The sequence below is a fragment of the Arthrobacter sp. PL16 genome, assembly GCF_035985055.1.
GTDB lineage: Bacteria > Actinomycetota > Actinomycetes > Actinomycetales > Micrococcaceae > Arthrobacter_D > Arthrobacter_D cheniae.
In genome coordinates, this window is record NZ_JAXCIC010000008.1 from 95,456 (window position 1) to 115,805 (window position 20,350).

20 protein-coding genes are annotated in these 20,350 nt (G+C 69.0%); 7 read left to right on the forward strand and 13 right to left on the reverse strand.

Annotated features, from left to right (window positions below):
- Positions 1 to 40: 40 nt before the first annotated feature.
- The 7 genes from RCH21_RS14850 to RCH21_RS14880 are packed head-to-tail and all read right to left on the reverse strand — an operon-like array spanning position 41 to position 7,754.
- Positions 41 to 868 carry an HpcH/HpaI aldolase/citrate lyase family protein gene (locus RCH21_RS14850; RefSeq protein ID WP_326965037.1) on the reverse strand — a complete coding sequence of 276 codons (828 nt, stop codon included), beginning with the start codon at positions 866 to 868 and terminating at the stop codon, positions 41 to 43.
- Positions 865 to 1,374, reverse strand: coding sequence for a MaoC family dehydratase (locus RCH21_RS14855; protein ID WP_326965038.1), 510 nt, complete (start codon positions 1,372 to 1,374; stop codon positions 865 to 867). The genes RCH21_RS14850 and RCH21_RS14855 overlap by 4 nt, the downstream gene beginning before the upstream one ends.
- Positions 1,371 to 2,021, reverse strand: coding sequence for a CoA transferase subunit B (locus RCH21_RS14860; RefSeq protein ID WP_326965039.1), 651 nt, complete (start codon positions 2,019 to 2,021; stop codon positions 1,371 to 1,373). The genes RCH21_RS14855 and RCH21_RS14860 overlap by 4 nt, the downstream gene beginning before the upstream one ends.
- Positions 2,022 to 2,023: 2 nt before the next feature.
- Positions 2,024 to 2,821, reverse strand: coding sequence for a CoA transferase subunit A (locus RCH21_RS14865; protein WP_120148140.1), 798 nt, complete (start codon positions 2,819 to 2,821; stop codon positions 2,024 to 2,026).
- A 49-nt stretch (positions 2,822 to 2,870) separates the two neighbouring features.
- Positions 2,871 to 4,043 (reverse strand): acyl-CoA dehydrogenase family protein, encoded by a 1,173-nt coding sequence (locus tag RCH21_RS14870; RefSeq protein WP_326965040.1) that lies wholly within the window; start codon positions 4,041 to 4,043, stop codon positions 2,871 to 2,873.
- Complete coding sequence (locus tag RCH21_RS14875; protein ID WP_326965041.1) at positions 4,040 to 6,142, reverse strand: acetyl/propionyl/methylcrotonyl-CoA carboxylase subunit alpha; 2,103 nt, start codon at positions 6,140 to 6,142, stop codon at positions 4,040 to 4,042. The genes RCH21_RS14870 and RCH21_RS14875 overlap by 4 nt, the downstream gene beginning before the upstream one ends.
- A 4-nt stretch (positions 6,143 to 6,146) precedes the next feature.
- Positions 6,147 to 7,754: a carboxyl transferase domain-containing protein gene (locus RCH21_RS14880; RefSeq protein WP_326965042.1), complete on the reverse strand. Its 1,608-nt coding sequence runs from the start codon at positions 7,752 to 7,754 to the stop codon at positions 6,147 to 6,149.
- A gap of 114 nt (positions 7,755 to 7,868) precedes the next feature.
- Here RCH21_RS14880 and RCH21_RS14885 point away from each other — a divergent pair, with 114 nt between their 5' ends.
- Both RCH21_RS14885 and RCH21_RS14890 read left to right on the forward strand, forming a co-directional pair.
- Entirely contained in the window at positions 7,869 to 8,480 is a 612-nt protein-coding gene (locus RCH21_RS14885) for a TetR/AcrR family transcriptional regulator (RefSeq protein ID WP_326965043.1), read from the forward strand.
- A gap of 156 nt (positions 8,481 to 8,636) precedes the next feature.
- Positions 8,637 to 9,104: a GNAT family N-acetyltransferase gene (locus tag RCH21_RS14890; protein WP_326965044.1), complete on the forward strand. Its 468-nt coding sequence runs from the start codon at positions 8,637 to 8,639 to the stop codon at positions 9,102 to 9,104.
- Positions 9,105 to 9,174: 70 nt separating this feature from the next.
- On the opposite strand, the gene RCH21_RS14895 is transcribed toward RCH21_RS14890, so the two are convergent.
- Genes RCH21_RS14895 through pdhA form a run of 3 tightly spaced genes read right to left on the reverse strand, consistent with a single transcriptional unit; the run spans position 9,175 to position 12,805 of the window.
- Positions 9,175 to 10,635, reverse strand: coding sequence for a dihydrolipoamide acetyltransferase family protein (locus tag RCH21_RS14895; protein ID WP_326965045.1), 1,461 nt, complete (start codon positions 10,633 to 10,635; stop codon positions 9,175 to 9,177).
- Positions 10,632 to 11,666 (reverse strand): alpha-ketoacid dehydrogenase subunit beta, encoded by a 1,035-nt coding sequence (locus RCH21_RS14900; protein ID WP_326965046.1) that lies wholly within the window; start codon positions 11,664 to 11,666, stop codon positions 10,632 to 10,634. The genes RCH21_RS14895 and RCH21_RS14900 overlap by 4 nt, the downstream gene beginning before the upstream one ends.
- Complete coding sequence (gene pdhA, locus RCH21_RS14905; RefSeq protein ID WP_442784725.1) at positions 11,666 to 12,805, reverse strand: pyruvate dehydrogenase (acetyl-transferring) E1 component subunit alpha; 1,140 nt, start codon at positions 12,803 to 12,805, stop codon at positions 11,666 to 11,668. The genes RCH21_RS14900 and pdhA overlap by 1 nt, the downstream gene beginning before the upstream one ends.
- A 249-nt stretch (positions 12,806 to 13,054) precedes the next feature.
- On the opposite strand from pdhA, the gene RCH21_RS14910 reads away from it, so the two are divergent.
- The gene (locus RCH21_RS14910; RefSeq protein WP_326965048.1) at positions 13,055 to 13,531 is read left to right on the forward strand and encodes an Lrp/AsnC family transcriptional regulator; all 477 of its coding nucleotides are present in this window, start codon (positions 13,055 to 13,057) and stop codon (positions 13,529 to 13,531) included.
- 75 nt (positions 13,532 to 13,606) lie between these two features.
- On the opposite strand, the gene RCH21_RS14915 is transcribed toward RCH21_RS14910, so the two are convergent.
- Both RCH21_RS14915 and RCH21_RS14920 read right to left on the reverse strand, forming a co-directional pair.
- On the reverse strand, positions 13,607 to 15,244 hold the full coding sequence (locus RCH21_RS14915; RefSeq protein WP_326965049.1) for a solute symporter family protein: 1,638 nt from the start codon (positions 15,242 to 15,244) through the stop codon (positions 13,607 to 13,609).
- Entirely contained in the window at positions 15,241 to 15,624 is a 384-nt protein-coding gene (locus tag RCH21_RS14920; RefSeq protein ID WP_120148151.1) for a DUF485 domain-containing protein, read from the reverse strand. Before RCH21_RS14920 ends, RCH21_RS14915 begins: the two co-directional genes overlap by 4 nt.
- 244 nt (positions 15,625 to 15,868) lie before the next feature.
- On the opposite strand from RCH21_RS14920, the gene RCH21_RS14925 reads away from it, so the two are divergent.
- The 4 genes from RCH21_RS14925 to RCH21_RS14940 are packed head-to-tail and all read left to right on the forward strand — an operon-like array spanning position 15,869 to position 19,720.
- The gene (locus RCH21_RS14925) at positions 15,869 to 17,056 is read left to right on the forward strand and encodes a histidine kinase (RefSeq protein ID WP_326965050.1); all 1,188 of its coding nucleotides are present in this window, start codon (positions 15,869 to 15,871) and stop codon (positions 17,054 to 17,056) included.
- Positions 17,057 to 17,075: 19 nt separating this feature from the next.
- Positions 17,076 to 17,795, forward strand: coding sequence for a LytR/AlgR family response regulator transcription factor (locus RCH21_RS14930; protein ID WP_120148153.1), 720 nt, complete (start codon positions 17,076 to 17,078; stop codon positions 17,793 to 17,795).
- Between the two features lie 46 nt (positions 17,796 to 17,841).
- On the forward strand, positions 17,842 to 18,228 hold the full coding sequence (locus RCH21_RS14935) for a hypothetical protein (protein WP_326965051.1): 387 nt from the start codon (positions 17,842 to 17,844) through the stop codon (positions 18,226 to 18,228).
- Between the two features lie 25 nt (positions 18,229 to 18,253).
- Positions 18,254 to 19,720 carry a sodium/solute symporter gene (locus RCH21_RS14940; RefSeq protein WP_326965073.1) on the forward strand — a complete coding sequence of 489 codons (1,467 nt, stop codon included), beginning with the start codon at positions 18,254 to 18,256 and terminating at the stop codon, positions 19,718 to 19,720.
- A gap of 49 nt (positions 19,721 to 19,769) precedes the next feature.
- On the opposite strand, the gene RCH21_RS14945 is transcribed toward RCH21_RS14940, so the two are convergent.
- A complete protein-coding gene (locus RCH21_RS14945) occupies positions 19,770 to 20,348 on the reverse strand; it encodes a DivIVA domain-containing protein (protein WP_120148155.1) in 579 nt (192 codons plus the stop codon).
- Positions 20,349 to 20,350: the final 2 nt, after the last annotated feature.

The window sequence follows — 20,350 nt, forward strand, 5'->3', positions numbered from 1 at the left end:
TCCCGCAGTCCGGTGAGGGTGCTCCCCCCAGGACGCGCCTCTACCCTGGGACCCCGGCCCGCGCGAGGACGCTCCGTGCGTGCCGCAGGATCGGCTCGTCCACCATGCGCCCCTCGTACGTGAAGACGCCCCGCTCCCCCTCGGCGGCGGCGAGCAGCGCGCGTGCGCGTTCCACCTCGGCGTCGTCGGGAGCGAAGGCTCTTCGGATGACGGCCACCTGGCTCGGGTGGATCGATGCCTTGGCCGCGAACCCCGAGGCGACGGCGTCGTCGGCCTCGGTGGAGAGGCCTTCGGTGTCGGCGATGTCCACGAAGACGGCATCGATGCAGCCGATGCCCGCGGCGCCGGCGGCGAGGAGTACCTGCGAGCGCGCGTGGAGGGCCACGGCCCGGTACGTCCTTCCGGCCGTCCGGCTCGAGGTACCGCCGAGGGAGGCCACGAGGTCCTCGGCTCCCCACATGAGTGCGGTGACGCCGTCCGATCCTGCGATTTCGACGGCGTTCACGACGCCGCGCGCGGTCTCGCAGAGCGCGATCACCCCGACGTCACCGAGCGCTGAGCGGACTGCGGCGACGTCGTCGGGCGACTCGGTCTTCGCGAGCATGACCGTGCGGTAGTTCGTGCCTCGGACCGCTTCGCAGTCGAGCGCGAAATCGGGGGTTCCGACGGCATTGAGGCGCACCACGGTCCGATCCGGATCCAGGACCGACGCGGCGAGTGCCCGGCGTGCCGCCTCCTTCGCGGCGGGCGCGACGGCGTCCTCGAGGTCGAGGATGACGGTGTCGGCGCGCTCGGCGGCCTTGCCGTACCGCTCGGGCCGATCCGCCGGACAGAAGAGCAGCGCGGGCCCCAGCGGGATGCCGCTCATGGGCGTGCCGCCCGGTCTGCTGCCGAGGACCACATGAGGACCGAGCGGGTAGCCGTCGCGACGACGTCGCCGTGCTGGTTGCGGCCGGTGTGGGCCAGGGACACGATGCCCTGGCCGGGACGCGAGGTGGAGGGCCGGATACCGGTGACCTCGGTCTCGGTGTACAGGGTGTCGCCGTGGAAGAGCGGCTTCGGGAAGGCGACGTCGGTGAGCCCGAGCTGGGCCACGATGGTGCCCTGCGTGAGCTGCGAGACCGACTGCCCGACGAGCGTCGCGAGGGTCAGCATCGAGTTGACGAGGCGCTGCCCGAAGGGCTGGCCTGCCGACCACGCCGCATCGAGGTGCAGGGCCTGCGTGTTCATGGTGAGCGTGGTGAACAGCACATTGTCGGCCTCGGTCAGGGTCCGTCCCGGGCGGTGTGCGTAGACCGCGCCGACGGCGAGTTCGTCGAAGTACAGTCCGCGCTGTTCGATGACGTCGCGGGCACCGTTCCCTCCCTCGGTCACGCCGCGGCTTCCCCGAGCTCGATCCGCAGAGGTGCGCCGGTGGCGGCGATGACGTCGTCGGCAGAGACGCCCGGAGCCGTCTCCCGCAGCACGAGGCCGTCCGGCCCGACGTCGATCACGGCGAGGTCGGTGACGATCCTGTCCACGCAGCCCTTGCCCGTCAGGGGAAGCGAGCAGGATTCCACGATCTTCGGCCGGCCCGATCGGTCCACGTGCTCCATCATCACGATGACGCGCTTGGCGCCGAAGACGAGGTCCATGGCCCCGCCCATACCCTTGACCATCTTGCCCGGCACCATCCAGTTGGCGAGGTCACCGTTCTGGGCCACCTCCATGGCACCGAGCACTGCGACGTCGACGTGTCCGCCACGGATCATGCCGAACGAGGACGCCGAATCGAAGTACGCGGCTCCGGCATTGGCCGTGACCGTCTCCTTGCCGGCGTTGATGAGGTCGGGGTCGACGGCGTCCTCCGCCGGGTAGGGACCCACGCCGAGGATGCCGTTCTCCGAGTGGAGCACCACCTCGACGCCGTCCGGGATGTAGTTCGGGATGAGGGTGGGCATGCCGATGCCCAGGTTGACGTACTGTCCGTTCTCGAGCTCCAGGGCAACCCTGGCCGCGAGTTCGTTGCGGGTTCGAGCCATGGTCATGCTCCTTCGGGTGCGTTGAGGCCGGCCTGCGGATCGGGGCTGCCGGCGAGGGAGACGGTGCGCTTCTCGACGCGCTTCTCGACATCCGCCGCGACGACGACGCGCTGGACGAAGATGCCCGGGGTGTGGATCTCGCCGGGATCGAGCTCACCCGGCTCGACCAGCTGCTCCACCTCGGCGATCGTGATCCTGCCGGCCTGCGCGCACAGGGGGTTGAAGTTCATCGCGGTGGCATGGAAGACGAGGTTGCCGTGGCGGTCTCCCTTCCAGGCATGGACAAGGGCGTAGTCGGGGCGCAGTGATTCCTCGAGCACGTAGTCGACGCCGTCGAAGGATCTCACCTCCTTGGCCTTCGACGCGACGGTGACGTTCCCGTCGGCGTCGTACCGCTGGGGCAGGCCGCCCTCGCTGACCTGCGTGCCGACACCGGCGGTCGTGTAGAAGGCGGGGATACCCGCGCCACCTGCACGGAGCTTCTCGGCGAGTGTGCCCTGCGGCGTCAGCTCCACCTCGAGCTCGCCGGACAGGTACTGGCGCGCGAACTCCTTGTTCTCACCGACGTAGGAGCTGATGGTCCGGCGGATGCGGTGGTCGGACAGCAGCCTGCCGAGCCCCCACCCGTCCACGCCGCAGTTGTTGCTCATCGTCTCGAGCTCCGACGTGCCCTGCGCATGCAGGGCGTCGATCAGGGTCACCGGAATTCCGCACAGGCCGAACCCGCCGACGGCGAGGGAGGCACCGTCGGGGATGTCCGCCACGGCCTCCGCCGCGCTGCCAACCACTTTGTTGATCACTGCTTCTCCTTCGTTGTGCCGCTGTCCGCGCCCGTCCGGCGGCTGGGCGCTAGAGTCCGAGGTCCCTCGCGATCAGCATGAGCTGGACCTCCGTGGTCCCCTCGCCGATCTCGAGGATCTTCGAGTCACGGTAGTGCCTGGACACCACGAACTCGTTGATGAAACCGTAGCCGCCGAAGATCTGTGTCGCATCGCGCGCGTTGTCCATGGCGGCCTCCCCTGCCACGAGCTTGGCGATCGATGCTTGCGTCTTGAAGGGCTTGCCCGCGAGCATGCGCGACGCCGCGTCGTAGTAGGCCAGGCGGGCCGTGTGCGCGCGGACCTGCATGCGGGCGATCTTGAACTGGATGGACTGGTACGCGCCGATGTTGCTGCCGAAGGCCATGCGCTCCCCGGCGTAGCGGATCGACTGCTCCACGCAGCCCTGTGCCGCGCCCGTGGCGAGCGCCGCGATGGCGATCCGGCCCTCGTCGAGGATCTGGAGGAAGTTGGCATAACCGCGTCCGCGGATGCCGAGCAGGTTGGCCTCCGGGACGCGCACGTCCTTCAGCGTCAGCGGGTGCGTGTCGGAGGCGTTCCAGCCCACCTTGTTGTAGGCCTTCTCGGCTGTGAAGCCGGGAGTCTCCGAGGGAACGAGGAAGGTCGAGATCTCCTTCTTCACGGAGCCGTCCGGGCGCTCGGAGGTTCCCGTGACCGCGGTGACGGTGACCAGCGAGGTGATGTCGGTGCCGGAGTTGGTGATGAACTCCTTGGTGCCGTTGATGACCCACTCGGGGCCGTGCGCGCCGTCCTCGAGCTTCGCCGTCGTCTTCGTGCCGGAGGCGTCGGAGCCGGCCTCGGACTCGGTCAGGCCGAAGCCGCCGAGGGCAGCCCCTGATGCGAGAGAGGGCAGCCACTGCTGCTTCTGCTCTTCCGTGCCGAAGCGGTAGACGGGCATGGCGCCGAGGGAGACGCCTGCCTCGAGGGTGATCGCCACCGACTGGTCCACGCGTGCCAGCTGCTCGAGTGCCAGGCAGAGCGCGAAGTAGTCGCCGCCCATTCCCCCGTACTCCTCGGGGAACGGCAGGCCGAAGAGGCCCATGTCGCCCATCTGCTTGACGACCTCGTAGGGGAAGCTGTGCTCGGCGTCGTGCTTGGCGGAGACGGGTGCCACGACCTCGTCGGCGAATTCGCGGACGGTGTCGACGAGGTCCTGGTATTCCTCGCTCAGTTCGAAGTTCATGCTGCGTTCCCTTCCGTGGAACTCGATGTGGGGCTGGAGATGGGAGCTGGTGCGGGTGGTGGTGGTGCGTCGATCTCCGGCGCGGCCTCGATGGTCGCGACGATCTGCTGCGCCTTCACGAGGTCCCCGGGCTTCAGGGAGAGGCGGACGACGCCGGACAGGGCGGCGGTGAGCTGGTGCTCCATCTTCATGGCCTCCACGGCGACGAGCACGTCCCCCGCCTGCACGGTGGCACCGTCCTCGACGGACACGGAGACGACAGTGCCCGGCATGGGACTGCGGACCAGCGGATCGGCCGATCCCTCGTCCCGGGTGATGCGGGACAGGGCGGCGTCGAGCAGGTCCCTCCGGCCCGGGCGGCGCAGGCGCACGGACCAGCCGGCGTCGCCCAGCCACACGGTGTCTCCGTCGACGCGGTACTGCCGGCGCCGGCGCAGGCCGTCGATGGTCACGCCGTCCCCGTCGACCCTCACGTCGACCGTCGTGTCGCCGATCGTCGCGGTCCACGTTGCGTCCGCGCGCTGGAGCCGGACGGTCGTCGTTGCACCGTCCACCTCGAGCGCGATCTCGCGCGGCCGTGCGGTCCCGAGCCGGAATCCGTCCCCGCGATGCCAGGGTGAGTGGCCCGGGGTGACCGGCTCGGCCTCGACGAGCAGCACTGCGGCGAGCGCGAGGTCCCCGGACGACACCCGACGGAAGGTGAGGTCCGGCAGCTTCCGCTCGATCATCGTGGTATCGAGCCGGGCGGCCCGCACGTCGACGTCGTTGACGAGGAGCCGCAGGTACTCGATGTTCGTGTCGACGCCCAGCACCACGGTCCCGGCGAGCGCGGCGTCGAGGCGATCGAGCGCCTGGCCGCGGTCCGCTCCCCAGGCGATGATCTTGGCGAGCATGGGATCGTACGACGACGAGACGGTACCGCCGGGCAACAGTGAACTGTCGACGCGGACACCCTCCCCGGTGGGCTCGGTGAGGGCAAGGATGGTACCGGTGGACGGCAGGAAGCCTGCTTCGGGGTTCTCGGCGTACACGCGGGCCTCGACGGCGTGGCCGGTGAGGACGACGTCGTTCTGGGTCATCGGCAGGACCTCGCCGGCGGCGATACGGATCTGCCATTCGACGAGGTCCACGCCGGTCACCAGTTCCGTGACCGGGTGCTCGACCTGCAGGCGCGTGTTCATCTCCATGAAGAAGAACTCGTCGGGTGCGGCGTCGGAGACCAGGAACTCGACGGTCCCGGCTCCCGTGTAGTCGACGCTTCGCGCGGCGTTGCAGGCGGCCTGGCCGATGCGGAGCCGCGTGGCCTCGTCGAGCAGGGCCGAGGGCGCCTCCTCGATCACCTTCTGGTGCCGGCGCTGCAGGGAGCACTCGCGCTCGCCGAGGTGGATGACCGTCCCGTGGTTGTCGGCCAGCACCTGCACCTCGATGTGGCGGGGCCGCTCGATCAGGCGCTCCAGGAAGAGCGTGTCATCACCGAAAGCACGCGCGGCGACGCGCCGTGCCGTTCGGAGCACCTCCGGAAGGTCCTCCGGGCGGTGGACGGCGTGCATCCCCTTTCCGCCCCCACCGGCTGACGGCTTGATGAGCAGGGGGAAGCCGACGACGCCGGCGGACCGCAGCAGGTCCTCGTCGGTGAGGTCCGGCTCGGCGACGCCCGGGACGACCGGGACGTCGAACCCCGCGACGTGGTTCTTCGAACGGATCTTGTCCCCCATGATGTCCAGGGCATGGACGGAGGGCCCGATGAACACGATCCCGGCCGCGTCGAGCGCGTGGGCGAAGGCGGCATTCTCGCTGAGGAACCCGTACCCGGGGTGGACGGCACCCGCTCCCGTGCGGCGGCAGGCATCGACGACGGCCGGGATGGACAGGTAACTGTCCGAGGGGGCATCTCCGCCGATGCGCACGGCGACGTCGGCCTCGAGGACGTGCCGGGCGCCTCTGTCGGCGTCGCTGTAGACGGCGACAGACCGAAGACCCAGTGCACGGACGGAACGGATGACGCGGCTGGCGATCTCGCCGCGGTTCGCGATGAGGACGGTGTCGAAGGGCCAGGTGGACGTGTCGGCGGGGGGTGGGGAAACGGGGCTGGGTGTCATCTGGTCACATCCGGAAGAGGCCGAAGGAGGTATCGGGGAGGGGCGCGTTGGCGCAGACGTCGAGGGCGAGTCCGAGGACCCTGCGGGTGTCGGCGGGATCGATGACGCCGTCGTCCCAGAGCCGCGCCGTCGAGTAGTACGGGTTGCCCTGGGTCTCGTACTGGTCGCGGATGGGTGCGCGGAACGCCTCCTCGTCCTCGGAGGACCATTCCTCGCCGCGTCCCTCGAGCTGGTCGCGCTTCACGGTCGCGAGGACGGAGGACGCCTGGTTGCCGCCCATGACGGAGATGCGGCCGGCCGGCCACATCCACAGGAAGCGCGGGGAGAACGCCCGGCCGCACATCGAGTAGTTCCCCGCGCCGAACGAACCGCCGACGACGACGGTCAGCTTGGGGACGCGGCAGGTGGCGACAGCTGTGACCATCTTGGCGCCGTTCTTCGCGATGCCGCCGGCCTCGTAGTCCTTGCCGACCATGAAGCCGGAGAGGTTCTGCAGGAACACCAGCGGGATGCCGCGCTGGTCGCACAGTTCGATGAAGTGGGCGCCCTTCAGGGCGGACTCGCTGAACAGCACACCGTTGTTGGCCACGATGCCGACCCGGTGCCCGTGGACGGTCGCGAACCCGGTGACGAGCGTGGTCCCGTACTCACGCTTGAACTCGTGGAAGTGGGACCCGTCGACGATCCGGGCGATGATCTCGCGGGCGTCGTACGCCGCATTGACGTCTGTCGGGACGGCGCCGTACAGCTCGTCCGGCGCGACGGCGGGCTCCTGTACCTTGTCCTGGCCTGCCGGCGGCAACGCCGCGGGCGGCAGGGTGGAGATGATGTCCCGCACGATCTCCAGGGCGTGCTGATCGTTCTCCGCCAGGTGGTCCGTGACCCCCGAGATCCGGGCGTGGACGTCACCGCCGCCGAGCTCCTCCGCCGTGACGACCTCGCCGATCGCGGCCTTCACCAGCGGCGGACCACCCAGGAAGATGGTGCCCTGGTTGCGGACGATCACCGTCTCGTCGCTCATCGCCGGCACGTAGGCTCCACCGGCGGTGCAGCTGCCGAGAACAGCCGCGATCTGCGGGATCTTGCGGGCCGACATGGTGGCCTGGTTGTAGAAGATCCGGCCGAAGTGGTTGCGGTCCGGGAAGACCTCGTCCTGGCGGGGCAGGAACGCCCCACCGGAATCCACGAGGTACACGCACGGCAGGTTGTTCTCGAGGGCGATCTCCTGCGCCCGGAGGTGCTTCTTGACCGTCATCGGGTAGTAGGTGCCGCCCTTGACCGTCGCATCGTTCGAGATGACGAGGACATGGCGCCCGTGGACCAGGCCGATACCGGCGATCACGCCTGCACCGGGGCACTCGTCGTCGTACATACCGTTCGCCGCGAGGGGGGCGATCTCCAGGAAGGGGCTGCCGTCGTCGAGCAGGTGGTCGATGCGTTCACGAGGGAGGAGCTTGCCGCGGGCCACGTGCCGCTCCCGGGATCGCTCGGGGCCACCGAGGGCGGCCGTCGCGAGGCGCCTCTGCAGGTCGTCGACGAGTTCCGTCTGGGCGGCGGAGTTCGCCCTGAATGTCGGTGACAGCGGATCGACCTTCGACGTCAGGGTCTCCATCGACTACTTCCTCGCGCGGTGTTCAGTTAGCATTCACTAACCGGGTTCAGGTTAGTGGTCATTAACCTGAATGTCCATCAGAATGAGGGAAACACTCCCCGGATCGAGGATTGCATGGAGGCACTGCCCACCGAGGACCGCGTGACGGGCCGGAGTATCGCGAAGGCCACCCGCCGCGCTGCCCTCCTCGACGCCGCCGCACAACTCTTCGCCGAACGCGGCTACAACGGCGTCTCCATCGAGGACCTCGGCGCCGCGGCCGGCGTGAGCGGTCCGGCCGTCTACCGGCACTTCACCGGCAAGCCCTCGGTCCTCTCTGCCCTGCTCAGCGGCGTGAGCGAGGACCTCCTGGAGGGCGGCCGGGCCGTCGCCGTCGGCGCCGACTCCCCCGAAGACGCACTGCGGGGCCTCATCCGCTTCCAGGTGGAGTTCGCGCTGAACAATGCCAATGTCATCCGGGTCCAGGACCGTGACCTCCGCTCCCTGGCGCACGACGACGAACGCAACGTGCGGTCACTGCAGCGCAGCTACGTCCAGGTATGGGTGGATGAACTCGCCGCCTACCGCCCTGAGACGGACCGCTCACTGCTTCGGCGCAGGGTCCACGCCGTCTTCGGCCTCATCAACTCGACACCCCACACGGCGCACGGCACTGGCGCGGGAGACGAACTCTCGGCCCTCCGGGACCTGCTGCAGGACATGGCGTGGGCTGCGCTGACGGTCTGATCCGCCGGGCGGATCAGACGGGCGGTCCTACGGTGCCACCTGCCGTGGGAGGGCGTGATCCGTCGTCGCCAGCGGCTTTCCCGGGCGCCTAGTACGCTGAACCACGAGAAGTCCCGGCCGCGCCGAGCGGCCACACCATCGACTGAAAGTACCGCCGTGATCACGCTACGTCCCGTTGAAGCCACCGACCTCGACGAATTCTTCTCGCACCAGCTGGACCCGAGCGCCAACCACATGGCTGCCTTCGGCGCGAAGAACCCGTCCGATCGCGGCGTCTTCGACAACCACTGGCAGGACATCCTGAACGACCGCAGGATCACGGTGCGCACCATCCTGTCCGACGGCGATGTGGTGGGCAGCATCCTCGCCTACCACGACGGCGAGGCCCCCGAGATCAGCTACTGGATAGACCGCTCGCGGTGGGGACAGGGCATCACCACCGCCGCCGTCGGGCAGTTCCTGAACGAGGTCACCGAGCGGCCCATCCGGGCGCGTGCCGTAGCGGACAACGCGAGTTCCATCCGCATCCTGGAGCGCTGGGGCTTCCAGCAGGTGGGCGAGACGCAGGGCTTCGCACCGGCACGCGGCGCCGTGGTGCGCGAACTGATCCTCGAACTGCCGTAGCCCTCCCGCGCCACGGCTACGGGAGGGCCACGGCCCCGGCTGCGATCCGGCTCGTGCCGGCACCGGGACGCTAGACCATGGTGAGAACCATCGCGGGCTTCCGCAGGATGGTACCGACGTCCGCCAGGAAGCGTGAGCCCTGCTCTCCGTCGACAAGTCGGTGGTCGAAGGACAGGCTGAGTGTCATGACGGACCGCAGGGCCACGGCGCCCTGATACTCCCAGGGCATGCTGCGCACCGCTCCCATCGCCAGGATCGCCGCCTCGCCCGGGTTGAGGATGGGGGTCCCCGCGTCGATGCCGAAGACCCCGATGTTGGTGATCGAGACGGTACCGCCGGCAAGGTCCGCGGGCGGTGTCCTGCCAGCCCTGGCGGTGTCGGCCAGTGAGTTGAGGGCCCGCGCTAGGTCCACCAGCGTCAGGGACTGAGCGGCCTTGATGTTCGGTACCAGCAGGCCGCGGGGAGTTGCAGCGGCGATCCCGAGGTTCACGTCCGCGTACTGCACGATCTCCTGCGACGCCTCGTCCCATGACGAGTTGAGTGTCGGGTTCCGGGAGATCGCGATGCACACGGCCTTGGCCACGATGGTCAGCGGGGTGACCCTGGTGCCGTCGAAGGCGCGCGCCGCCTTCAACTCCGTGAGCAGGTCCATCGTCTCGGTCACGTCGATGGTGAGGAACTCCGTCACGTGGGGCGCGGTGAAGGCGCTCGCCACCATCGCAGCCGCCGTGTGCTTCCTCATCCCTCGTATCGGGGTGCGCGTCTCCCCCAGGGTCGACCCCGCGGCCGACGACCTGACCGCCGCGACGGGAACTTCCGCGCCCGGGTCGGCGCCGGCAGCAGGCGTAGCAGTCGGGCTTCCCGCGGTGCCCGCGAGGGCTGCAAGCACGTCCGCGCGGGTGATGAGGGCTCCCGGACCCGTCCCCGTCAGGGCATCGAGTGTGATGCCGAGGTCCCGGGCGAGCTTGCGGACCGGTGGCGTGGAGCGGGGACGCTCGCCGGCGGGCGTGCTGGCGATCGGGCCCGCGGGCGTACTGGTGGTCGGGCTGGTGGTCGGGCTGGCGGTTGGGCCGGCGGTTCGGCCGGCGGTTGGGCCCACGACCGTCGTCACTGGCGTACCCATGGAGGTATCGGCGCGCAGTGTCCGGGAACGCCGCTGGGGCCGTCCGCCCTTCTCCACGGCGGCTCCGTAGCCCACGAGGTTCGGCTCGCGCTTCTCGGGCGCCTCGTTGCTCGCCGACATCGGCGTCGGATCATCCGTTTCAGGCTCCCCCGCCACCTCGAACGAGACGATCCTCGCGCCGACGTCGACAACGGCACCGGCGGCTTCATGAAGCTTCACCACGACACCCGCGTAGGGCGACGGCAGCTCGACGACGGCCTTGGCGGTCTCGACGTCGGCGATGATCTGGTTCAACTCGACGGTCTCGCCCTCGGCCACCCGCCACTGGACGATCTCGGACTCGGTCAGCCCCTCGCCGAGATCCGGCAGGCGGAACTCCCTGATCCTGGTCGACGTCGTCGTGGTCACTGGAACGCTCCTTCGCCCTGCAGCCCGCCGTCGGGCACGCTGAGGGAGTTCGGGCGGCGCAGCACGCGGTCCACGCCGTCGAGGATCCTGTCCAGGTCCGGCAGGTGGTGGAACTCGAGCTTCGAGTAGGGGTACGGGATGTCGAAGCCCGTGACGCGGACAGGCGCGTGCTCGAGGTAGTCGAAGCACCGCTCCGTGATGCTCGCGGCGATCTCCGCTCCGAGTCCGCCGGACTGGGCTGCCTCGTGCGTGACGACGAGCCGTCCGGTCTTGCGGACGGAGGCCTCGACCGTCGCGAAGTCGATCGGCGCGAGGGATCGCAGGTCGATGACCTCGATGGAGATGCCGTCGTCGGACGCGGCGATGGCTGCGTCGCGCGCCGTCGATACGAGGGGTCCGTAGGCCACGAGGGTGACGTCGGTCCCCTCGGTGACGACGCGGGCCGCCCCCATGTCCGAGGATGCCGGGCCTCCTCCCTCGTCCACCTCGCCCTTGACGTGGTACCGCCGCTTGGGCTCGAAGTAGAGGACGGGGTCGTCGCTGGCGATGGCCTGCTGGATCATCGTGTAGGCGTCCTGGGGGTTGGAGACGCTGACCACGCGCAGCCCTGAGGTGTGCGTGAAGTACGCCTCGGGTGACTCGGAGTGGTGCTCCGGCGAGCCGATGCCGCCCCCGAACGGTACCCGGATGGTGATGGGCATCTTCACGGCGCCCTGGGTGCGGTAGTGCAGCTTGGCGACTTGGCACACGATCTGGTCGAAGGCCGGGTAGATGAACCCGTCGAACTGGATCTCGACCACGGGGCGGTAGCCGCGGTAGGCCATGCCGACGGCGGTCCCCATGATGGCGGCTTCGGCGAGCGGGGTGTCGAGGACGCGGTGGGAACCGAAATCCTTCTGCAGCCCGTCTGTGATACGGAACACCCCCCCGAGCTTGCCGATGTCCTCGCCCATGAGGATCACCTTGGGGTCGTCGTCCATGGCGCGGCGCAGGCCTGCGTTGATGGCGCGGCCGAAGGTCATCGTGGTCATCAGCGGGGTCCTTCCTGGGGTGCCCGGGCAAAGGAGGCGAGGTAGCGCTCGTAGTGGTCCTGCTGGCGGTCCAGCCAGGAGTTGGGCTCGCTGTACACGTGCCGGAAGACATCCGACGGCGCGGGCTCGGGCATCGAGAGGCAGCCCTCGCGCAGCTCGGCGGCGACGGCGTCCGCCTTCGCCCTCACGGCGTCGGTGAAGTCCGCCTCGAGCAGTCCGAGGGAGTCGAGCAGGGCGGCGATCCGCGCCAGCGGGTCCCGCTCGGCCCAGTCCTCGAGTTCGTTGGCATCGCGGTAGCGGGTGGGATCGTCCGCCGTCGTATGCGGGCCCATGCGGTAGGTCACTGCTTCGATGAAGGTCGGCCCGCCTCCGGACCGGGCGCGGGCCAGCGCTTCCCGCATGACGGCGAGGCAGGCAAGGACGTCGTTGCCGTCGACGCGGACCGAGGGGATGCCGAAGCCCGGAGCCCGGCGCGCGATCGGCACGTGCGCCTGCAGTCCGACGGGCTCCGAGATGGCCCAGTGGTTGTTCTGGCAGAAGAAGATCACCGGCGCCTGGTAGCTCGCGGCGAAGACCATCGCTTCGTTGACGTCACCCTGACTCGTGGCGCCGTCGCCGAAGTAGGCCACGGCGACGGAGTCAGCGCCGTCGTGGATGATACCCATCGCGTAGCCCGTGGCATGCAGCGTCTGGGCCCCGATGATGACCTGCGGGGTGGCCATGTTGATCGTGTAGGGGTCCCACCCCGAGGACGCATTGCCCCGCCAGACCCGCAGGATGTCAGCGAGATCCACACCCCGGCAGTAGGCGACGGCGTTCTCGCGGTAGCTGGAGAAGACGAAGTCGTCGGGGCGGAGGGCCCGTCCGGAACCGATCTGCGCGGCCTCCTGGCCGAGGAGCGGCGGCCAGAGCGCGAGCTCGCCCTGGCGCTGGAGTGCCGTGGCCTCGGCGTCGATGCGCCGCACCACGACCATGTCCTCGTACAGCTTCTGCACCGCGGCGCCGTCGACGTCGGCGATGAGCTCGTCGTAGTGTCGGTGCGGGTGGCGCACGCCGCGGTGGTCGACGAGCTGCACGAGGTCATCCCCGCCGGCTCGCGCCGGCCCGGGGAGAACTGTCCCGCCGGCGGTTTCCTGCATCGGTTCCTGCCGGTAGGACCCGCTGGTAGATCCTGGTTCCGGCCGGGTGGCGTCCTCGGTCATTGCACGCAACCTCCGCACTCGCAGACGACCCTCCACCGGCGATCCGCACGGCTGGAAGGGCTCCGGGCGCCTTCACCCGGAGTGGTTGTGACCCTACTCACACCTGACAGGTAGCACAACCGATTGATCTGCGACTGAGCACCTTGCACTATTCCGGCCGGTTCACCCGTGTTAGCGTTGCGCACTATGCAACCCCTCGACCTCACCGACACCCGCCTGCTACAGGCCATGGCCAAAGACCCACGGCGGACCGTGGTCGCCCTCGCACAGAAGCTCGGGCTGTCACGCAACACGGTGCAGGCGAGGATGGCGCAGCTCGAGAAGAAAGCGGTCTTCCTCTCGTTCGAACGCCGTATCAACACGGTGTCGCTGGGATACCCGCTGACGGCCTTCATCCACGTCCATGTGCAGCAGCAGAAGCTCGCCGCCATCACGCACAGCATCGCTGCCGTCCCCGAGGTCATCGAAGCCTTCGGTCTGACCGGACAGGCCGACATCCTGGTGCGCGTGGTCGCCGTCGACGCCGAGGACCTCTTCCGTATCAATGGGAAGATCCTGGCGTGCGAGGGGGTCGAGCGCTGCGACACCTCCCTCGCGATGGGCGAGCTCATCCCCTTCCGGGTCGAACCGCTCCTCGCGCGCGGGCCGCGGCCGGCGTCGTAGACTGATCCGTCGAGGACCACAGGAAAGGCCGCCCACCTGTCGGTGAGCGGCCTTCTTCGTGCCTGGACGGACCTGTCAGTGGTCGGTGGCCTTCTCGGCTCCGACACCGGTCAGCGAGCGGACCTCCATCTCCGCCTGCTTCATCGGGTCCTCCTTCGTGCGGGAGAGGATGGTGCCCAGCCAACCCAGGAAGAACGCCAGCGGGATCGAGACGATGCCCGGGTTGCTGAGCGGGAACACCGAGAAGTCGGCGCCCTGGATCATCGACTTCTCGCCGCCGGAGACGACCGGCGAGAGAGCGATCAGGAGGATGGCCGAGCCCAGTCCGCCATACATGCTCCAGACGGCGCCCTGGGTGTTGAACTTCTTCCAGAACAGCGAGTAGAGGATGGTCGGCAGGTTGGCGCTGGCAGCCACCGCGAAGGCGAGCGCCACGAGGAATGCCACGTTCTGTCCCTGCGCACCGATGCCGCCGATGATCGACAGGAGGCCGATGACGACGACGGTCCTCCGTGCCACCTTGACCTCGCCGTCGGGGTCCACCTTGCCGCGCCGGATGACGCTGGCATAGATGTCATGGGCGAACGATGCGGCGGCCGTGATGGTCAGGCCTGCGACGACAGCGAGGATCGTGGCGAAGGCGACGGCGGAGATGAGCCCGAGGAGGATCGACCCGCCGAGCTCATAGGCCAGGAGCGGAGCTGCCGAGTTCACGCCACCGGGAGCGGCGGCGATGCGCTCGGCACCGATGAGTGCACTGGCGCCGTAGCCGAGGACGAGCGTGAAGAGGTAGAACGCGCCGATGAGCCAGATGGCCCAGACCACGGAGCGGCGGGCCTCCTTCGCCGTCGGGACGGTGTAGAAGCGCATGAGCACGTGGGGCAGGGCTGCCGTGCCGAGGACCAGGGCGAGCGCCAGCGACAGGAAGTCGATCCGCGTGATGGCGCTGAGGCCGTACTGCAGGCCGGGGCTGGTGATCGCCGCGTTGCCGGAGGTCTCGATCGCCGCACCGAGCAGGGTGGAGAGATTGAAACCATGGATCGCGAGGACCCAGACGGTCATGATGAACGCGCCGGCGATCAGCAGGCAGGCCTTGATGATCTGCACCCAGGTGGTGCCCTTCATGCCACCGATCAGCACGTACATGATCATGAGGACACCGACCACGGTGATGACGACGGACTGGCCGAGGCGGTCGTCGATGCCCAGCAGCAGTGAGACGAGTCCACCCGCGCCCGCCATCTGCGCGAGGAGGTAGAAGAAGCAGACAGCGAGTGTGGTGATCGCCGCGGCGATGCGGACCGGGCGCTGCTTCAACCGGAAGGACAGGACGTCGGCCATCGTGAACTTGCCCGTGTTACGGAGGAGTTCCGCCACCAGGAGCAGTGCCACGAGCCAGGCCACGAGGAACCCGATCGAGTAGAGGAAGCCGTCATAGCCGTTGATGGCGATGGCGCCGACGATGCCGAGGAAGGACGCCGCCGAGAGGTAGTCGCCCGCGATGGCCGTGCCGTTCTGGCCACCGGTGAACGAGCGGCCGGCAGCGTAGTAGTCGGCTGCCGTCTTGTTGTTGCGGCTCGCCCTCAGCACGATCACGAGGGTGATGGCGACGAACAGACCGAAGATGGAGATGTTGAGCAGAGGCGAACCGACGGTCGTGGTCTCGGCCGTCTGTAGGGGGACGCGGACTGCCGCGCTGGAGATGATGCTCATTTCTTTCCACCTGCCGGATCGATGAAGGCCTCAGGGGCCGCTTCTTCGAGCTCGTGTCGAAGGTTCGCCGCGATGGGGTCGAGGCGCCGATTGGCGTAGCTCACGTACCACATGGTGATGGCGAAGGTGCTGACGAACTGCAACAGCCCCAGGATGATCCCGACGTTGATGTTGCCGGACACCGGGGTGGCCATGAAGTCGTGGGCAAAGGCGGCCAGCAGCACGTAGGCGAAGTACCAGAGCAGGAAGAACACTGCCATGGGGAAGACGAAGCTGCGATGGCGCTTGCGCAGTTCCTTGAACTGCTCGGTCTGCTGGACTTCGGTGAAGTCGACGGCAGCCCCGGAGCCGGCTTCCGGCTCTACTGGGTGCGAACCCATGGTTTCTCCTTCTTCTCGGGCGTCACCTCGACCGCGACGGCGGCACCGTTGCCACTCAGGGAGGCACGCCGGTGTGACACCCATCACTGTGCGGCATGGGGTCGCCACCCGCCAGCAGGCCGCGCGTGCGTGTCGGTGAGCGAGCAGCAAGGTGCGGTGAACGGTCGGCGGGCGCGATGAACGGCGTTGACCGGCGCAGGGCCGGGGGCCGGGGGTGGGACCGATCGGACGCTACTGTGGAGCAATGTTCAGCGCCGCCGTCGACACCGCCCTGGTGTGCGCGGTCGCCATCATCACGCTCTGCGTCGTCGCCCTGCTCGGCTTCCGCCTCTCACGCTCCTACCGGGATCTCGGGTCCGATGCCGACCGCGCCACCTACGCCACCCTGCACACGGCGGCCCTCGCCTCCGAGTACCTGCGAGAGGGGCTGACCCCGTCGGGCGCCTCGAAGGCGAGCCGCTACCTGCGCGGGCTCCTTCGGTGCGACGTCCTCATGATGAGCGACGACGCCGGCGTGCTCGCGTGGGACGGCGGACGCGGGACGCCGCCGGACGTGATGCCACTCGTGCGGCAGGTCCTCGAGAGCGGCCGCACCCAGATCTTCCGGCGGCAGCGGCTCGACGCCGCGGGGCTGACGGGACTCGGCGAACTCGTCCTCTCGCCGGTACGCGTCGACAACCGGGTGGTGGGCACGGTCGGCGCCTTCGCCGGCGATGTGAACGCGGGCCTCGTGCGCGCGACGAACGAGCTCGCCGGCTGGGTGTCCACCCAGGTGGAGCTCGCGGAACTGGCCTCGTCCCGCCGCCTGCTCGCCGAGGCGGAGCTCCGTGCCCTGCGCGCACAGATCAGTCCGCACTTCATCTACAACTCGCTGAACGCGATCGCGTCCTTCATCAACACGGATCCGCAGCGGGCGCGTGAGCTCGTGGTCGAGTTCGCCGATTTCACCCGATACTCCTTCCGCCGGCATGGGGACTTCACGACGGTTGCCGAGGAACTGCGCAGCATCGACCGGTACCTGCTCCTCGAACGGGCGCGCTTCGGGGACCGGCTGAAGGTCACCCTGGAGATCGGCCCGGAGGTCCTCAGCACGGTGATCCCGTTCCTCAGCCTCCAGCCGCTCGTCGAGAACGCCGTGCGCCACGGTCTCGACTCCAAGGACGGCGTCGGTAACATCACCATCACGGCGCACGATGTCGGCTCCTTCGCCGAGGTGACCATCGAGGACGACGGCGTGGGCATCGACCCGGACCACCTCCGGTCCGTCCTCGCGGGCCATACCGAGGACGTCCATGTAGGCCTGCGCAACGTCGACTCGCGACTGCGCCAGGTCTACGGTGACGACCACGGCCTCATCATCGACACGGCGCCCGGCGCAGGCACGCTCATCACCCTCCGCGTGCCGAAGTCGCAGCCCGATCACCAGGCGTGAGGCGCGTAACCTAGAACCCATGGTCAATGTCATCATCGCCGACGATGAGCTCCCCGCCGTGGAGGAACTGGCCTTCCTGCTCGGCAAGGACGCCCGGATCGGGACGATCCACCGCGCGTCCAGTGGAGCCGAGGCGCTCAGGGCCCTCGAGCAGCACAGCGTCGACGCCCTCTTCCTCGACATCCACATGCCCTCCCTCTCCGGGCTCGACATAGCCCGCGTGATCTCCCGCTTCACCCGCCCGCCCGCGATCGTCTTCGTGACGGCGGACGAGGACCGGGCCCTCGAGGCCTTCGAGCTGCGCGCGGTCGACTACCTCCTGAAGCCCGTGCGGACCGAGCGCCTCGCGGAGTCCGTGCGGCGCGTCTGCGAGCTGATGGAGGGCTCGACCGCGGCGCCCGAGGTCATCACCGTGGACCAGGGCGGCGTGAGCCGCATGATCAGGCGCGACGACGTCCGGTACGTGCAGGCACAGGGCGACTATGCGCGCCTGCATACGTCGGAGGCGAGCTACCTCATCCGCATCCCGCTCAACGACCTCGAGCGCCAGTGGGCGGAGGCCGGTTTCCTCCGCACGCACCGCTCGTACCTCGTGGCGATGGACCAGGTACGGAAGGTCCGCATCGGCGCGGGCCGGGCGAGCCTGTTCGTCGGGGACGCGGAGTTGCCCGTCAGCCGCCGGCACCTCCCCGATGTCCGGGAGAAGCTCGAGGCCACGCGCCTCCGCCCGAGTCACTGACGGCCCCGGTGGATCCGCTCCCGACCATCGCGGGGACGACGGCCCGATGACCGAGGACAGCTCCGAAGCGCCCCGCAGGGTCCGCGTCACCGCGCCGAGGGCGGCGGCACGCGCCACCGGCGGGTCCTTCCCCGTGGCGCGCGAGATGGCCGAGCAGTCCGAAGTGGGCCAGCTCTTCGTCGCCTCCCTCATCAGGTCGCAGCTGCGCCTGGCCCTCGTGGTGGCCGGCGGTTTCCTGGTCATCCTCATCGGGATCCCCGTGCTGCTCGCCGTCTTCCCGGACATCAACAGTGTGACCATCCTGACCGTACCCATCCCCTGGCTGCTCCTCGGCCTCGGCATCTACCCCCTGGTGATCGGATGCGCCGTCCTCTACATCCGCAGTGCCTCGCGCAACGAGCGTCGCTTCCAGGACCTGGTGGACGATGACTGACGCCCTTGACAGCACGGGCCTGCAGCTGAATCCCGCGGTGGGCTACACCGCCCTGGTCCTCGTTGCGCTGAGCACCGTGCTGATCGGCATCTACGGACTCCGGATCTCGCGCACCACGGGCGATTTCTATGTCGCCTCCAGGACGGTCCGCCCCTGGTGGAACGCCTCCGCCATCGGCGGCGAGTACCTCTCCGCGGCCAGCTTCCTCGGCGTCGCGGGACTCATCCTCATCTCCGGCGTCGACGCCCTCTGGTTCCCCATCGGCTACACCGCGGGCTATCTCATGCTTCTCCTGTTCGTTGCCGCTCCCCTGCGCCGGTCCGGCGCCTACACCATCCCCGACTTCGCCCAGGCGAGGCTGGACTCCCTGCTGGTGCGCCGGGTGACCAGCATGCTTGTCGTCGTCGTGGGCTGGCTGTACATCGTGCCGCAACTGCACGGCGCCGCCCTGACGGTGCGCATCACCACCGGTCTGCCGTCATGGGTGGGGCCGCTCGCCGTCGTCGTCGTAGTATCCCTCAGCGTCGTCACCGGCGGGATGCGCTCGATCACCTTCGTGCAGGCCTTCCAGTACTGGCTCAAGCTGACGGCCCTCGCGGTTCCCGTGGCGTTCATCCTGTTCCGCCTCGGCGCGGACGGGCGGGAGATCACGGCGGGAGGGAGTGCCTTCACGGCGGACCTCAACACGACAGCGGACGCGTCCCTCTACGGCACCATCTCGCTCGTCATCGCACTCCTCTTCGGGACACTCGGCCTGCCGCACGTGCTCGTGCGCTTCTACACGAATCCCGATGGCGCCTCTGCGCGCCAGACCACCCTGATCGTCCTCGGCCTGCTCTCCGTCTTCTACCTGTTCCCCACTGTCTACGGGGTCCTCGGTCGCATCCACACTCCCGAACTCGCGGCGGAGGGAGCTGCGGACGCCACGGTCCTGCTGCTGCCCGGGCGCATTTTCGACGGCGCCACGGGGGACGTCCTGTCCGCGCTGGTGACGGCGGGGGCCTTCGCGGCGTTCCTCTCGACGACCAGCGGCCTCGTGGTGTCCCTGGCCGGCGTGGTGAGCCAGGAGTTCTTCCAGGGCAGCGTGACCGGCTTCCGGCGCGCGGCTCTCCTGTCCGCGCTCGTCCCGCTCATCATCGCCCTGCTGACGGACAGCCTCGCCCTGGCAGGCAGCGTCGGGTCAGTGTTCGCCTTCACCGCCTCCACCATCTGCCCGCTGTTGCTGCTGGGGATCTGGTGGCGGGGACTGACGGACGCCGGCGCCGTAGCAGGGATGCTCGTCGGCGCAGTGCTGTGCGGTGGGGCGATCGCCGCCACGGCGCTGCTGGGGCCCGTGGCCGGTGACCCCTCGGTGTGGCTGGCACAGCCCGCTCTCTGGACGGTCCCGGCAGCCTTCGCCACGATGGTCCTCGTGTCCCGGGCGACAGCGGGGCGGCGGCCCGCCTCGGCGTCGCGCGTCCTGGCCCGGCTCCACACGCCCGAGGCGCGCTAAGCGTGCCGATACCCGCCGGATCACCTGCCCGGCGGGTGGAGCGGGTGCGTCAGTCGATTCCCGCCATGAGTTCGACGACGCGGTCGAGGAACACATCCACCTGGTTCTCCTCATATCCGTCGGCGCCCCGGGCCTCCCGGAACACTGCACGGCGCACGACGTCGACACTCATGGGCACGTCGTCCTCGAGGTACTGGAGGAGCTCGTCGCAGAGGCGGTCGACGTCCTCGATGGCGTAGCTGGAACTTTTCTCCTTCGCGGGGCGTCGGAAACGCTCCCCCGCCGGCCGGTGGAGACGCCGGCGAAGGACGGCAGCGGTCCTGCCGATCTGCCGCAGCCACGCGTCCTCGCCCTTGGTGCTGATGAGGAGGTCCCGCTCCCGCTGCGCGAAGACATCCTCCAGCCGGTCCAGGGCGGCGTCGACGGCCTGCGGCTCATAGCCTCCCTTGGCGGGGTCGAACGCCATCGCGCGGACCTCGTTGCTGGAGATGGCCTCGCTGTCCGGGTCCTCCGCGTTGTAGTAGCCGCGGGCCTTCGTCAGGAAGCGGTCCACCTGGCGCGTGTTGTAGCCGAACTCACGGCGTCCTACGCGGGCAAAGGGAGAACTGCCCGGGCGAGCCTCGTCCATCG